This is a genomic window from Campylobacter sp. 107 (assembly GCF_002383835.1).
Lineage (GTDB): Bacteria > Campylobacterota > Campylobacteria > Campylobacterales > Campylobacteraceae > Campylobacter_D > Campylobacter_D jejuni.
In genome coordinates this window covers 21890-36944 of the sequence record NZ_NXBA01000009.1, presented here as the reverse complement: position 1 = coordinate 36944, position 15055 = coordinate 21890, and the positions used below count along the sequence as shown (strand labels likewise).

The following is a 15055-nucleotide window of genomic DNA, read 5'->3' as shown; positions in this document are numbered from 1 at the left end:
AAAACTATTTTAAATTCAGCATAAAAACCAAACTTTAAAGATATAATTGTATCAAACTAACAATAAAAAAGGATAAATAATGCAAGAAAAAACAATTTTTGAACTCATAGTTGAAGGTAAACTTCCATGTAATAAAGTGCTTGAAAGTGACGATTTTCTAGCATTTCATGATATTGCACCTAAAGCACCTATACATATACTTATAATCCCTAAAAAATATTTTAAAGACTTTCAAGAATTTGATCCTGAACTTATGGCCAAAATGACAAGTTTCATACAAGAACTAGCTGTTCTTTTAGGCGTAGATAAAAGTGGATATCGCTTGGTAACAAACTGTGGAAAAAATAGTGGACAAGAAGTTTTTCATTTGCATTTTCATATGCTTGGAGGTTTTGAACTGCCTAAGGAAAAAACTAAAAAAGAAAATCCTCAAGCTTTATTTTAATTTAAATGGTAGAAAAACTACCATTTAAACTATTTTGTCAAAGATAGCAACATTCCCTCATATAATTTTTGATAAATTTCATCACCGCATAACTTTTTAGCTAGTTCTAAACCAAAAAGAATTGCCGTAGCTGGACCTGCTGAAGTTATAACATTTTTATTTACAACTACAGCCTTGTTAACACGATTTCCATTAAGTCCAACTTCACAACTAGGATAACAAGCAAACTCGCCCTCTAAAACACCTGCTTCATTTAAAACTATAGGAGAAGCACAGATTGCGGCAACAATTTTATTTTTGCTATGAAGTTGTTTAATGATATTTAAAATAACATTTGAATTCTTAAGATTCATCATACCTTCAAAGCCACCCGCCAAAGCAATAGCATCTAAATTTTCTATATCAACATCCTCTATAGAACAATCTGCTTTTATACTAATGCTATTAGCACCTTTTACCAATAACTCACTGTTTAACGAAGCTATAACAACTTCCAAATCTGGATTTAATTCTTTTGCTCGTTTTAAAACATCCGCAATTCCTATAAATTCAGCTTCTTCAAAACCTTGAGCCAATGGAATTAATACTTTTTTACTCATTTTGTTCTCCTTTTTTATATTTTTTAAATCTTTCTTCTCTTTCTTTGTTTTTTTGCATCATTTGATGATTGAAACCTATGACCAAAACAATCATTAAAAACACAAAAATAACTATTAGAATGAAATCTAAAATTTCCATAAATACAACCTTATTTTTGGGAAATTCTAACACATTTTTTTAAATCTTTAGAGAAAATTCAAAGATATTTCTATAAAATCTTTTTTTAAATAATTTCTCTAAAAAGGTTTACAAATTGAATCAGAAAAATATAAGAATTTTTGTTTTTTTTGTTATTATTATTTTATGGGGCTATTTTTCTTTCCCAATAGAAATATTAAAAATTCAAGATCCTAGTGGAGTTGTAAGCTATGGCTATACAGAAAATGCAAAAGCTTATTTAAAAAGTTATCTTATTACACTTTTATTAACTGCTTGTGCTGTTATTATCGGAGTGATTATTGGTTTTAGTTTAGCTATTTTACACTTCTCTAAATTTAAAACGCTTAATTTTATTATAGATGAATATATAGACATTATACGAGGAACACCAGTAATTTTACAATTGATGATTTTTGCTTTTGTAATTTTTACTTTTATAGATAACCTTTATGCAGCCATTCTTGCACTAGGACTTAATAGCTCGGCTTATATAGCAGAAATTGTAAGAAGTGGCATTAATAGTGTAGATAAGGGACAAATGGAAGCTGCAAGAGCAATGGGACTTGATTACAAAACTTCAATGAAAGAAATTATTCTTCCACAGGCTACTAAAAACATTCTACCTGCATTAGCTAATGAATTTATTTCTTTATTTAAGGAAACTTCTGTTGTAGGATTTATTAGTGTTATTGATATTACCATGCAAAGTCAAAGCCTGCAAGCCGTACTTTACAATCCAAAACCTATTATTTTCACTGGACTTGTTTATTATGTAAGCGTAAAAATTTTTAGCTATTTTGCAAAAAAACTTGAACTTAGGATGAATAAAAATGATTGAAGTTAAAAATTTACAAAAAAAATATGGAGAATTAGAAGTTTTAAAAGATATTAACACTACAATCTCAAAAGGCGATGTAATAGCTATCATAGGTCCAAGTGGAGGCGGAAAAAGTACATTTTTACGCTGTATCAATCGCTTAGAACTAGCTGATAGTGGGGAAATTTTAATCAATAAGCAAAACATACTTGATAAAGAAATTGATATTAATAAGATCAGGCAAAAAGTTAGCATGGTATTTCAGCATTTTAATCTTTTTGCTAATAAAAATGTTATGGAAAATTTATGTTTAACGCCCATTAAAACAGGAATTTTAAGTCAAGAAGAAGCCATAAAAAAAGCAAAATTACTTCTTGCTAAGGTGGGTTTAGCAGACAAAGAAAATATAATGCCCCATAAGCTCTCTGGCGGACAAAAACAACGCATAGCTATTGCTAGAAGCTTGATGATGAATCCTGATGTTATTTTATTTGATGAACCTACTTCAGCTCTAGATCCTGAAATGATAGGCGAGGTTCTAAGCATTATGAAAGATGTTGCAAAAGAAGGTTTAACTATGCTTGTAGTAACTCATGAAATGGGCTTTGCTAGAAATGTTGCCAATCGTATATTTTTTATGGATAAAGGAAAAATTGCTGTTGATGCAAGCCCTAAAGAAGTATTTGAAAATCCTAGCAATGAAAGATTGAGAGAATTTTTAAACAAGGTTTTAAATCATTAATTCATAAGCCACTAAGGCTTATGAATTTTAATCCCAACATTCAGCGTTTTTAATTCCAAGTTTGCTAGCATTAAATTTAGGATCTATACCAGATTTTTGTTGCGTATTAAAATCTTTTAAAACTTTATTTACTATACCACCTAAAAGCAATAAAGATATAATATTTGTCGTTGCCATGAAAGCCATAGTCAAATCAGCCAAATTCCAAGCAAGTTTTAAATTCATTTGCGAGCCTATAAAAATCATAGCCACAGCTGTAATTCTAAACAAATTCATTACAAATTTGGAATTTGTTAAATATTTAACATTAGCTTGAGCATAATAATAATTTCCTATTAAAGAAGTTATTGCAAAAAGAACAATAGCTATAGTAATAAAATGGATTCCAAAGCTACCGTAATACTCACGCATAGCTTCTTGAACTAAAGGCATTCCACCATCAATTTTACTTTCTCCAAGTCCCAAATATGCCATAGAAAAAAGAACTAAAAATCCAGAACTTGTACAAACAACAACATCAATTAAAACTGAAAAGGCTTGTATAACACCTTGTTTAGCTGGATGACTTGTCAAAGCTGCTGCAGCTGCATTAGGTGCCGAGCCCATACCCGCTTCATTTGAAAAAAGTCCTCTTTTAATCCCTATAACCAAAGCAGAACCAGCAAAACCACCAAAAATCGCTTTAAAATCAAAAGCACTTTGTAAAATCATATGAATCACAGAAGGAATTTTATCAAAATTCATTAAAACAGCAATCACGGCAAGTAAAACATAAGCTAAAGCCATAAAAGGAACAATTAAAGAACTAATTTTACCTATTTTAGTATGGTGAGAAAAAAACATCCATGCACCAAAAATAGTTAAAACAATACCAATAATCATTGGCCAAGAACTTGATGCAAAATCTACAGTAGCATTTGGATTAAACATATCATAATAAACTTTAAAAGACGAAGTCATTGTTTGACTTTGAAGTCCATTAAATCCATAAGCATAAGTAATAATAAGAATAAAAGCAAAAAAAGCTCCAAAAAAATGTGAGCCTAAGGCTTTTTTTATATAATAAGCTGGACCACCTTTAAACCCGCCTGTATCATCTTTTGATTTGTAAACTTGAGCTAAGGTACTTTCAGCAAATGCTGAGGCACCACCAAAAAATGCCATAACCCACATCCAAAATAAAGCACCAGCTCCACCTGTAGCCAATGCCAAAGAAATTCCAGCAATATTTCCTATACCAACTCTAGAAGCAGTTGAGATCATTAATGCTTGAAAAGGTGAAATATGTTCTTTAGCGTGTCCTTCGTTTTTTTCTGTAAGAATTTTAAATACAGAACTCAACATACGAAACTGAACAAAGCGAGTTAAAAAACTATAATAAAGCCCACAAACAATAAGTAAAACTACCATAATAATGTCTGTATTTGGGACAATCTTATTAGCTATAATATCAGACGCTTTATTGGCAAAATCTAGCATAATATCTAAATTCATCCAAACTCCTCAAAAAATAATCTAAATTTTACTTTAACATAATTTTTATAAAAAGGACTTTATGATTTTATTTGTTTTAAGCTATTGTGTAAATTTGAAACTTTTAAGAAGCAAAATTTCTAAAATTTTGTCTTAAAGCTTCATAAGAGATTATACCAACGCTTGTAGCTAAATTTAAACTTCTTCCATAAGATTTCATAGGTATAGTTATAGCATTTTCCCAATTTAATTGCATTAATTCCATAGGCAAACCATAACTCTCACTTCCAAAGAATAAGAAATCATTTTTTTGAAATTCTACATCAAAATAAGCTTTTTGACTCTTAGTTGTTGCGAAAAAAAAGCGATTTTTATAAATCATATTTTCATTCAAAAATTCTTCAAGATTCTCCCAAATAATAGGCTCTAATTTATCCCAGTAATCAAGTCCTGCCCTTCTAACAGCCTTTTGTGAAATATCAAAAACAGTTGGTTTAACAATATGAAGTTTAAAACCAGCATTAAAGCACATTCTACCTATACTACCTGTATTTTGCGGTATTCTAGGGTGAACTAAAACTATATTAAACATATTTATACTAGAACTCTTGGAATATTAGGATTTAATTTTACTAAAATTTCATAGTTAATAGTATGAAAAAAATCAGCCCAAATATCAGCATCTTTAAACACGCAAATTTCCTCACCAGAATTTTCACAAGAAAAACTATCCATTGACATCTTTCCAAGCATTGTTTTTCCATTTCCAAGCACCAACTCCCCTTTTCCATTGTAACGGAAAAGACCATCAGCATAACCCAAATCATAAGTTGCTACTTCCATATCCTTTGCAGCAGTAAAAATGCCTCCATATCCTATGCTCTGTCCTTTTTGTAAATTCCTTTGACTTAATCTATGAGCATACAAACTTAAAACTCTTTTTAAATTTGAATCCCCATATCCAAATTGAACAAGCCCAACTCTACAATATTCATCTTCAGGAATTTTCCCTCTAAATAATGCTGCAGAATTATACGAATGAAATAATAAATTTGAAAAATATTTTTTTACTATTTTTTTAGCTTTTTGAAAATTTTCTTTTTGAACAAAAAAACTTCCATCCATTTCATCTGCACTAGCAAAATGTGTAAACATTCCAGTAAGTTTTAAATCACTACTTTGAATAAGATTTATAGCATGCTCTAAATTTTCTACACAAATTCCATTGCGATGCATGCCTGTATCTATTTTTAGATGTATTTTTATATCTTGCTTGTAATTTTTTACTTGAGAAATGTCATTTAAAGCATAAATAAATCGAGAATTTTCATTACCATGAGGACGATGTGATAGTATTAATATATTCTCAAAAAATTCTTCGATTTCTCGAGCTTCTTCTTCACTCTTAACAGCAACAAAAGAAACTCCTAAATTTTTGGCTAATGGAGCTAAAAGCTTAGCTCCATGTCCATATGCATTATCTTTAAAAACACAAATTAATCTTTGAAAACTCCCTATTTTTTTAGCAATATGTCTTAAATTGTATTCATAAGCTTTTTGATCAATTTTTATTAAAGACATTTATTGCTCTGCTAAAATTTTCATTTTACCTTTACTATCTATCTTAACGTATAAAATTTTATCGCCTCTAAACTGATAGTTTTTAGTGTAATAATCCTCATAAAATGAAATTCTATACATAGTTTCATTTTCTAAATTCGGATAAGGGCTGATATTAATATCTGAAAATTTAATCTTTTTATCTTCTTTACGAGAAAAAATAGATTTTTTCATGGAAGCAAACTGTTCAAATTTCATTTTATCAAAACGTTTAAATTCTTGCTCATCATAAAAACTTAAATAGGCATTAGTGTCACTATTTGTCCAAGCTAGTTTCCATGTAAAAAGATCAGCCAATAAACTAGCGATTTGATCCTTTTTAGCTCTAATTTTTTCTTTTTCTTCTGTCATAACAAAAACTTTTTTATCTTGCACAACTTTTGCAAATTTCTCCAAATTATTATTAAATAAAGCAATACACCCTCTTGTTTTAAATTCATCAAGTCTAGAACCATCTAAAGGATAGCCATGGATCCAAATACCACCACCTGTTTTTCCTTGTACTTTATCAAGTAAATTTGGATAAGTTGTGGCAAAAGCAAAGGGACCATAATAAGGATCACCTGGATTAAACTTACGGCCTAACTCATAAAAACCTACTGGCGTTTTCAAATCTCCTTCTATTTTTTTATCACCCATTAATCCAGTTATTATTTCTTTTTGTTCAAAATCTTTTCTTATTTTTCCGTCCTCGTAAGAATAAACACGGAGAATTTTATCTGTTTTATTTGTAAGCACGATAGCAACATTATCATCATAGTATCCAAGTGAAATATTTTTATCTCCTATTTCACTTAACCAAAAATCCTTTTGAGTTAATTCTTTTTCAATCGCTACACCAACAGCATCTAATCCTTGATTAAGATAAATTTTAACAAGATCTGAGGCATGCAACATCAATGAAGAAAGTGCAATTAATAAAGCAAGTCGTTTTAACAATGTTTTTCCTTAGGTATTTCAAATTTTTTAAGTCAAAAATGTTTGTGATTATAATATTTTTTTTCTTAAAAAATATTAATTATATTAACAATGCAGCCTTATTTATGATATAATTTTTACAAATCATAAAGGCTTGTTTTAAAAGGTTGTCTATAATGATAAGAAATTTTTTTATAGGAATGTCTTTTTTAGGCATTTTGTTTTTAGCTTTTTATACATTATATGATAAAAAGAAAGAAAGTATATTTAGCTTAAATACATGCCAACCTCTAACTTGTGACTTAAATTTACAAGATTGTGTTTTTTCTTTTAATAAAAAAAATATTGAAGTTTCAGCCTACCCAAAACCTATAAAAATTTTCAATAAAACTACTATAAAAATTAAGAATTTTCCTCATTATTCTAATTTAAAGATTAAAATTTATAGTTTAAATTCCTATATAGGCGATATCATTCCTAAATTTAATATAATTAATGGTGATATTCTTATAAATTTTATAGGTAGAAGCATTACCGATGATTCTAGATTTAGGGTTGAATTTTTAAACAATAATACTCCAACTGGTTTTTTCTTTGATTTTGATGTTACTATGCAAAAAAATTTTCAAACAGGTAACACACATTGAAAAATTTTCAAAATTTTATATTCAAATAAAAATATTTTTTGATATAATGAACAAATATTTAATATTATAAAAATAAGGATACAATATGAAAAAAATTCTTCTCTTAGGTGCTCTTTTTGCTGTAAATCTTTGGGCTGTTAATGATATAGAGGTAAAAAATGCCTTTGTAAAACAAACTCCACCTCATGCGCAAAATAGTGCTATTTTTCTTACTATTTTTAATAATACTAATAAGGATATTGCTCTAATAAGTGCCAAAAGCGATATCAGTGAAGTCAGTGAACTGCATACACATATACATAAAGATGGAAAAATGATGATGCAAAAAATTCCTGAAATTATTATAAAAGCTCATTCAAGCACAGAGCTTAAATCTGGAGGTTACCATATAATGCTTTTAAAACTAAAAAAACCTATTATTAAAGACACGAAGGTAAATTTAGATTTAAAATTTAATAATCACAAAACCATAGAGTTAAAAAATATTGATTCTAAAGAATTTTAATTAATGAGAAAAATTATTTTTATCCTAGCTTTTGCTTTTGTTATTGCTATTTTATATATTATTTTTGATTTTTATGTAATAAAAGATTCTCAAAAAATAACAAAAGCTGATTTTTCTACCCCATTGACTTGCGATCTTAATGTTAAAGACTGCACATATAGTTTTAACAATAAAAAAGTCTTAATTTCCCTAAATCCCAAACCCTTACAATCTTTAGATGTTACAAATCTAAAGATTGTAAATCTAGGAAATTATAACAACTTAGGAATTAAAATTTATGGATTAAATATGTATATGGGTGAAATTAAACCTAAAATACATCGATTAAATTCAACAGATTATGAAAGCAAAATAGTTCTTGCTACTTGTGTTTTGGATACTATGCGTTTTAGGGTAGAATTTATGGATAATAATAAACCCATAGGATTTTATTTTGATTTTGAGCTAAAAAAATGAAAAAAAATATTATTTTGTTTATAGTGATAGTTGCCATTATTTTAGGTGTAATATTTTTCCTTAAAAATCATCAAAATTCTTATGATTTTATCTTAAAATCAGATTTAAAAGAGGAAACCACCCTAAAAGATTTTAAAGGAGATAAGCTTATTATCTATTTTGGATACACTTATTGCCCTGATGTTTGTCCAGCAACTCTTAGTTTAGTAGGCAAAGTCTTAAAGCAAATCAATAATCCTAAAGCTCACATTCTTTTTATTTCTTTAGATCCAAATAGAGATAATAACTTAAGCAATACAAACGAATGGTTACGATACTTTTACCCAAAAGCAGATGCCTTAATTGCAAAAGATGAAAAAACTCTTCAAAAAATAACAAAACAATATAATGTTCAATATCAAAAAATAGATCTAAATGATTCTTTTATGGGTTATTCTATAGCACATAGCAATATGCTTTATCTTATTGATGAAAAAGGTCATTTTTATAAAGAAATTAGCGATTTAAATCCACAAGAAATTTTAAGAGAACTTAGAATTTTTCTAAATTCTCAATAATTATACTTAAGCAAAAAGATCAGTTGAAAGGTATCTTTCAGCCGTATCATTTAACATAGTTAAAATTCTTTTATCTGGAAATTTCTTTGCTAACATACTTGCGGCAAATACATTTGCTCCACTTGATATACCTACCATTAAACCACTTTTGGCAAGTTCTTTGGCTGTATTTATAGCATCTTCATTGCTTACCGTGATCACTTGATCTATAACTTCTTTATTTAAAATAGCAGGTATAAAATTCGCCCCTATTCCTTGTATTTTATGGCTTCCTGCTTCACCTTTACTAAGCAATGGAGAATTTAGAGGCTCGACTCCAACAATATGCACTTTTTCTAATTTTTCTTTTAGTATTTCCCCAACTCCACTGATAGTACCACCAGTTCCAAAACCAGCTACAAAAATATCAAGTTCATTATCCAAATCTCTTAAAATTTCTAAAGCCGTACTCTTACGATGTGCATTTTTATTTGAGATATTTTCAAATTGAGAAACCATAAAAGAATTTGGAGTATTTAATAATATTTCATTTGCTTTATCAACTGCTCCTTTCATTCCTAAATTTGCAGGAGTTAATTCCAACCTAGCACCAAAGAGTGTTATCATTTGCCTTCTTTCTAAACTCATAGATTCGGGCATTACAGCAATAAATTTAAGTCCCAAATCTGCACAAATCATAGCCAAAGAAATTCCAGTATTTCCACTAGTTGCTTCAACTATTGTAGCATCTTGATTAATTTTTTTGCTATCTAAAGCATCTTTAATCATTTCAAAAGCTGCTCTATCTTTTATAGAATGACTAGGATTTAAAAATTCACATTTAGCAAAAACATTAATACCAAATTTTTTCAAATGTATAATAGGAGTATTTCCTATAAGCTCACTTACTTTTTCATATACTTTCATAATTTTAATATCCTTTTTTATTTAATAATGATAGTTTTATAAAAGTTTAAAAAAATAAAGTAAATAAAAGATATAAAATATCTGGATCAATTAAGAAAGAAGGCTAGAATTTATCTAGCCGAAGTTTTATTTTTTCTTTTTGCCGCTTGCTTTTGCAACAGCTTCTTTAAGGTTTTTACCTACCTTAAATTTTGCAACTCTTGTAGCAGGAACTTTGATTGTTTTTCCTGTGCTTGGTACTCTAGCTTCTCTAGCAGCTCTTTCTTGAGTTGAAAAAGTACCAAAACCAATAAAACTGATGCTATCACCTTTAGCTAAAACATCAGTAATAGTAGAAATAACTGCATCAGTAGCAGTAGTAGCGTCTTTTTTTGTTAGCCCAGCTGTTTGAGCAACTAATGAAATAAAATCTGCTTTAGTCATAAAAGCTCCTTTGTTTTAATTGAAACGCCTAATTTTAGCATATTTAAAAAACAATATCAAGTAAAAAACAGCTTTTTTTAAGTTTTTTTCAAAAAACTTTATTATTTTTTCTTATATCTTTCAAATTCTCCACTATTATCAATTTCATTACCAATTTTCTCGTATAAATCATAATAAAATTTAACAAATTCTTTACACTTAGGCATAATAGGAAGAAAAATATTATCTTCAATTTCACAAAATCTACTTAAAAACTCTTTTGCATCAAGTCTTAAAACATAGTGTTTTGCCAATTCATGATAATTTTTTAAAGTTAGCTCTTTAAATTTTTCATAATGCCCTAAATCAAAATTTATCTTCAAATTATTATTTTCAAAAATCAATACTTCGCTTTCAAAAAGCAAGCTAAGATGAATAAGTCCTTCCGTATAATAAGGTCTAACTTCATCAACCCTTTGCCAAGAAATAAGTCCAATAGCTCTTTTTATAAGTTCATGAAAAACAGGCATTATCAAGTCATCTTGTTCATGATAAAAGAAATTTATAAGTCCACCTGTAGTAGCTTTATATTCTTCTATATTTTTAAAAAAACCACTCTGATTCATTGTTTTTTCGGTATCATTAGCAATAAAAAATATATGACCAAATTCATGACCTATAGTTGATACTTCATAAACCCTTTTCCAAATTTTTTCCTGATAAAATAAAATATTTCTTCCAAAATCCAAAAATTCTTTATCAAAAACCTCGCTAGAAATTTTCATAAAAGGCTTTGTTTTAGCATTTTCATATACAAAATTTATAAAGGCAAATATTTTTTTACCTGCCTTAGAACTTACAAACTCATCATTTGGAACGACTTGAGCTGAGAATAAACCTTTAAGTTCAGCACCATAAAATATCATCGGAGTGCAAATATAAAGTTGAGTTTTTTCTATATTAGATAAAACTTCTTTTTCTAATTCACAATCTTCAAGTCCTATATTTTTATAAACATGTTCAAAACTTTCCTTAATTTCACTACCAAATTTCAAAACATCAAAATCATTCTCATCTTCTATTCTTATATCCCATTCTAATGCTACCGCATGAGTATAATTATCTTCATAATATTCTAAAGGATGTCCCACTTGCAAAGGTGATTTTACTTTCATCCAAGCAAATTCAGCTTCTTGCCAAGTTTTTATAACTCTATCTTCATCTTTTTCACAAAACGCTAATTTTAATTTTTCAAAATATTCTATATAAGCTTTTTCCTCTTCGTTGCTAGCAAATATTTTAAGCTGATCAATCATATTTTCAAAAGCAAATTCTAATTTTAAAATTTCATTTTCAAAAAATCTCGCATAAGGAACAAATTTCCATAAATTTCCTATTCTAACTAAAACACCATAGCTTCGCTCACAAATTTCTCCTTCTGGAGTTTTTTGATATAAATGATTTTTACGTAAAAATTCCATTGCATCATCTAAATTTGGAAATTGAGTAGATAAAATTTTATTATTTTTTTCTATAATTTCTTTAGTCCAAGAAATTTCAAAAATATTCATAATTAAACCTATATTATGCACTCCTTGTATTAAAGACTGATAAAAATTATTTAAAAGTTTTTTCTCTTTTATTTCATTAATTAAATTTTGATGTTCTTTTTCATAAAACTTTCTAACCTCTTCATAGAACTTATGTTTTAACTCTATAATCTTATCTTCCTTAAAGTTGTTTTTTTTCCACTCTTGAACTAAATTTTCTTCCTTTAAATCAACCAAACGCCTAAGTATGGCTAGCATAGTTGTTTTATCTTGTTTTAATTCACTTAAAGAAATCGAAGATCTAAAATACTCACCCACATCTTCTTTGTCTAAAAACTCATATAACGCATTATTTCTTTCTTTATACTTTCTAACCAATTTAGCTATTTCTTTAAAATTATTCATACTTTTGTTCTCCTTTTTAACTTTTTTAATTATAATTCATTTTTTAAAATAAGGAGTAAAAATGAGAGATATGGGAGAACCAAAATTAAAAATTGTAGCTATGCCGAGCGATACAAATCCAGCGGGAAATATTTTTGGCGGATGGATACTTTCACAAATCGATTTAGCAGGAGCTATCGCAGCAAGAGAACTTTCCCCTGAACGCGTTGTAACCATCTCTATGGATAAAGTAGTTTTTAAAGAACCTGTTTTTATAGGCGATATAATTTCTTGTTATTCTAAGATTGTAAATGTGGGCAATACTTCAATCAGCGTTGAAGTAGAAGTCACAGCTCAAAGAGTGGATTCTCAAGGTTGTACTTCTTGCATTAATGTAACTTCGGCTTTAGTAACCTATGTAAGTGTTACAAGAGATGGAAAGAAAAAGCCTATTAGTGAAGAACTTAAAAGAATTCATGGCTTTTTAAATGCTTAAAGCTTATTTTGTATGATAAAACTTTATCCTTTAAACTTATCAGCATTTATTTAAACCGCCGCTATTGTATTTTTTATCTAGACATTCTTTGAAAAATTCCCCTCTGGTTTTTGGAATTTTTCCTGGATGTTTTTGTTTCATGTGTTCTAAATACTTATCATAACTAGAAAGTCCCACCAAGGGATGAAAAAACCTTTCGGCTTTTTCATAAAAATACTTAAATTTTTTGAAATTCATCAATCTTAATATACTTAGTTTCTTTAAGAGGAATTTTAATTTTACCTAAACAAATTCTTATACAAGAAATTATAACAAATAAGGTAGCTATCATAAAGAACACACAAAGAATTACATTAAGCAAATTTCCAACTTTACTTTGAGTGGCTATTGAAATTTCTTTTTTAATTGTAGAAATTTCTTTTTCATCTTTAGTATTATTTAATTTAAATTCTAAATCTTTAATTTTTTGACTTTGTATGCTAACGGCGGCTACATGACTTACCGCATTTGCTATTTTATTGCCTTCTTCATAAGGCATAATTTTTTGAATTCCTCCATACAGAGTTGCCACTAAGACAAATACCGCAGGTACTAAAGTAACCCAAGTATATCTTGCCTTGCCCATTTTTACAAGTATAGTTGTAGCAAGAAGCAAAGCCATACCCGCAAGCATTTGATTGCTCACGCCAAAAAGAGGCCAAAGTGTATAAATTCCTCCCTTAGGATCAATGGCGCCTTGATAAAGAAAATATCCCCAACCTACAACACTTAAAGCCGTGGCCAAAAGTCCAGCTGGATAATTATGAATATCTCCTAAAGGTTTATAAACATTACCCAATATATCTTGCACCATAAAACGACAAGCCCTTGTTCCAGCATCTACCGCTGTTAAAATAAATAAAGCTTCAAACAATATAGCAAAATGATACCAAAAAGCCATCAAATCCACGCCGCCAAAAAGTTCATGCAAGATCAAAGCTACACCTATAGCAAAAGTTGGAGCTCCACCTGTTCTTGAAAGTATAGTATGCTCTCCTATATTTGTGGTTAAAGTAGTAATTTCTTCAGGAGTAATACTAAATCCCCAACTTGAAATAGTTTGTGCTACATTTACAACATCTGTTCCTATCAAAGCAGAGCTTGAATTTATAGCAAAATAAAGACCTGGATGTAAAATACAAGCACAAATTAAAGCCATAATCGCCACAGCACTTTCAGCAAGCATAGAGCCATATCCAACAGTCAAAGCATGAGTTTCGTTTTCAAGCATTTTAGGAGTAGTTCCGCTAGAAATCAAAGCATGAAAACCACTGATCGCACCACAAGCAATGGTAATAAATAAAAATGGAAACACTCCACCTGCAAATACTGGACCTGTTCCATCAAAATACTGAGTATTTGCTTTTGGCATTTGCAAATCAGGAGCAACCAAAACAATAGCTATAGCCATTACCACAATAACACCGATTTTCAAAAAAGTTGAAAGATAATCTCTTGGAGCAAGTAAAAACCACACAGGCAAAACAGAAGCAATGAAACCATAAGCCATCATAACAATTGCCAAAGTTGGAGCTTCTAAAGTAAATATTTTAGCCAAATAAGGATCAGCAGCTATAACGCTACCATAATGAATAGCCAAAATTAAAAGCACAAAACCTATTATAGAAGCCTCCCCTACTCTACCTGGACGGATAAAACGCATATAAATTCCCATAAATATTGCTATAGGAATAGTCATTGCGATAGTAAATAAACCCCATGGAGATTCTGCTAAAGCTTTTACAACCACCATAGCTAAAATGGCAATAATAATAAGCATAATGCCAAAAATCGCCACCATAGCAACTCCACCTGTAAATTTACCCATCTCATCCTTAATCATCTCGCCAAGACTTCTACCTTTTCTACGAGTAGATATAAAAAGAACAACAAAATCATGCACAGCACCTGCTAAAACTCCTCCTACTAAAATCCAAAGCATAGAAGGCAAATATCCCATTTGAGCAGCCAAGATAGGTCCTACCAATGGACCTGCTCCTGCAATAGCAGCAAAATGATGTCCAAATAATACAGCTTTATTTGTAGGCACAAAATCATGTCCATCATTTTCTACAAGTGCTGGTGTTGCACGATTTTTATCAAGTTCTAAAACCTTATAAGCTACAAAACGCCCATAAAATCTATATCCTAACATATAAATACATACAGCAGCAACCACCAAATAAATGGCTGATACACTTTCGCCATTTTGCAAAGCTAAATAACCAAAACAAATAGCGCCTAAAGTTGCAACAAACAACCATAAAATTTTAGTACTTAACTGAGTCATATTTCTCCTAAGAAAATAAAATATTTTCAAAGAATAGCAGATTTATAAA

General features: G+C 29.2%; 19 protein-coding genes. 8 read left to right on the top strand and 11 right to left on the bottom strand.

What is annotated here, in order from left to right:
* Positions 1 to 79 precede the first annotated feature (79 nt).
* Positions 80 to 445 (top strand): histidine triad nucleotide-binding protein, encoded by a 366-nt coding sequence (locus tag BGS40_RS00255; RefSeq protein WP_002852408.1) that lies wholly within the window; start codon positions 80 to 82, stop codon positions 443 to 445.
* 29 nt (positions 446 to 474) lie between these two features.
* Here BGS40_RS00255 and BGS40_RS00250 read toward each other — a convergent pair whose 3' ends face one another.
* Together BGS40_RS00250 and BGS40_RS00245 are read right to left on the bottom strand one after the other, a co-directional pair.
* Complete coding sequence (locus BGS40_RS00250) at positions 475 to 1044, bottom strand: DJ-1 family glyoxalase III (RefSeq protein ID WP_087692058.1); 570 nt, start codon at positions 1042 to 1044, stop codon at positions 475 to 477.
* On the bottom strand, positions 1037 to 1216 hold the full coding sequence (locus tag BGS40_RS00245; RefSeq protein ID WP_010891894.1) for a hypothetical protein: 180 nt from the start codon (positions 1214 to 1216) through the stop codon (positions 1037 to 1039). Before BGS40_RS00245 ends, BGS40_RS00250 begins: the two co-directional genes overlap by 8 nt.
* Positions 1217 to 1298: 82 nt before the next feature.
* On the opposite strand from BGS40_RS00245, the gene BGS40_RS00240 reads away from it, so the two are divergent.
* Together BGS40_RS00240 and BGS40_RS00235 are read left to right on the top strand one after the other, a co-directional pair.
* Complete coding sequence (locus BGS40_RS00240; protein ID WP_002852595.1) at positions 1299 to 2042, top strand: amino acid ABC transporter permease; 744 nt, start codon at positions 1299 to 1301, stop codon at positions 2040 to 2042.
* The gene (locus BGS40_RS00235) at positions 2035 to 2763 is read left to right on the top strand and encodes an amino acid ABC transporter ATP-binding protein (protein ID WP_022552288.1); all 729 of its coding nucleotides are present in this window, start codon (positions 2035 to 2037) and stop codon (positions 2761 to 2763) included. Before BGS40_RS00240 ends, BGS40_RS00235 begins: the two co-directional genes overlap by 8 nt.
* 27 nt (positions 2764 to 2790) lie before the next feature.
* Here the strand turns inward: BGS40_RS00235 and BGS40_RS00230 are convergent, their stop codons facing one another.
* From BGS40_RS00230 to BGS40_RS00215, 4 genes are all read right to left on the bottom strand, one after another.
* Positions 2791 to 4257 (bottom strand): alanine/glycine:cation symporter family protein, encoded by a 1467-nt coding sequence (locus BGS40_RS00230; protein WP_052781819.1) that lies wholly within the window; start codon positions 4255 to 4257, stop codon positions 2791 to 2793.
* Positions 4258 to 4360: 103 nt separating this feature from the next.
* Positions 4361 to 4828, bottom strand: a complete 468-nt coding sequence (locus BGS40_RS00225; RefSeq protein WP_058000649.1) for a tRNA (cytidine(34)-2'-O)-methyltransferase — start codon at positions 4826 to 4828, stop codon at positions 4361 to 4363.
* A 2-nt stretch (positions 4829 to 4830) separates the two neighbouring features.
* Complete coding sequence (locus BGS40_RS00220; protein ID WP_052781818.1) at positions 4831 to 5817, bottom strand: alanine racemase; 987 nt, start codon at positions 5815 to 5817, stop codon at positions 4831 to 4833.
* Positions 5818 to 6795 carry a L,D-transpeptidase family protein gene (locus BGS40_RS00215; RefSeq protein ID WP_002870168.1) on the bottom strand — a complete coding sequence of 326 codons (978 nt, stop codon included), beginning with the start codon at positions 6793 to 6795 and terminating at the stop codon, positions 5818 to 5820.
* A gap of 155 nt (positions 6796 to 6950) precedes the next feature.
* On the opposite strand from BGS40_RS00215, the gene BGS40_RS00210 reads away from it, so the two are divergent.
* The 4 genes from BGS40_RS00210 to BGS40_RS00195 all read left to right on the top strand — a co-directional run bounded on the left by BGS40_RS00210 (position 6951) and on the right by BGS40_RS00195 (position 8939).
* Positions 6951 to 7421, top strand: a complete 471-nt coding sequence (locus BGS40_RS00210) for a hypothetical protein (protein ID WP_087692059.1) — start codon at positions 6951 to 6953, stop codon at positions 7419 to 7421.
* A gap of 85 nt (positions 7422 to 7506) precedes the next feature.
* Entirely contained in the window at positions 7507 to 7926 is a 420-nt protein-coding gene (locus BGS40_RS00205) for a copper chaperone PCu(A)C (protein WP_002852580.1), read from the top strand.
* A gap of 3 nt (positions 7927 to 7929) precedes the next feature.
* Complete coding sequence (locus tag BGS40_RS00200) at positions 7930 to 8382, top strand: hypothetical protein (protein ID WP_087692060.1); 453 nt, start codon at positions 7930 to 7932, stop codon at positions 8380 to 8382.
* Complete coding sequence (locus BGS40_RS00195) at positions 8379 to 8939, top strand: SCO family protein (RefSeq protein ID WP_052781815.1); 561 nt, start codon at positions 8379 to 8381, stop codon at positions 8937 to 8939. Before BGS40_RS00200 ends, BGS40_RS00195 begins: the two co-directional genes overlap by 4 nt.
* Before the next feature lie 6 nt (positions 8940 to 8945).
* On the opposite strand, the gene cysM is transcribed toward BGS40_RS00195, so the two are convergent.
* From cysM to ciaB, 3 genes are all read right to left on the bottom strand, one after another.
* Positions 8946 to 9845, bottom strand: a complete 900-nt coding sequence (gene cysM / locus BGS40_RS00190) for a cysteine synthase B (protein ID WP_052793837.1) — start codon at positions 9843 to 9845, stop codon at positions 8946 to 8948.
* Positions 9846 to 9971: 126 nt separating this feature from the next.
* Positions 9972 to 10268 carry an HU family DNA-binding protein gene (locus BGS40_RS00185; protein ID WP_002859562.1) on the bottom strand — a complete coding sequence of 99 codons (297 nt, stop codon included), beginning with the start codon at positions 10266 to 10268 and terminating at the stop codon, positions 9972 to 9974.
* A 101-nt stretch (positions 10269 to 10369) separates the two neighbouring features.
* The gene (gene ciaB, locus BGS40_RS00180; RefSeq protein ID WP_096738205.1) at positions 10370 to 12202 is read right to left on the bottom strand and encodes an invasion protein CiaB; all 1833 of its coding nucleotides are present in this window, start codon (positions 12200 to 12202) and stop codon (positions 10370 to 10372) included.
* Positions 12203 to 12263: 61 nt separating this feature from the next.
* Between ciaB and BGS40_RS00175 the strand changes: the two genes are divergently transcribed.
* Positions 12264 to 12677 (top strand): acyl-CoA thioesterase, encoded by a 414-nt coding sequence (locus tag BGS40_RS00175; RefSeq protein ID WP_052797705.1) that lies wholly within the window; start codon positions 12264 to 12266, stop codon positions 12675 to 12677.
* Between the two features lie 39 nt (positions 12678 to 12716).
* Here the strand turns inward: BGS40_RS00175 and kcuS are convergent, their stop codons facing one another.
* Both kcuS and BGS40_RS00165 read right to left on the bottom strand, forming a co-directional pair.
* Entirely contained in the window at positions 12717 to 12914 is a 198-nt protein-coding gene (gene kcuS / locus BGS40_RS00170) for a KCU-star family selenoprotein (protein WP_096738204.1), read from the bottom strand.
* Positions 12895 to 15006 carry a carbon starvation CstA family protein gene (locus BGS40_RS00165; RefSeq protein WP_096738203.1) on the bottom strand — a complete coding sequence of 704 codons (2112 nt, stop codon included), beginning with the start codon at positions 15004 to 15006 and terminating at the stop codon, positions 12895 to 12897. The genes kcuS and BGS40_RS00165 overlap by 20 nt, the downstream gene beginning before the upstream one ends.
* Positions 15007 to 15055: the final 49 nt, after the last annotated feature.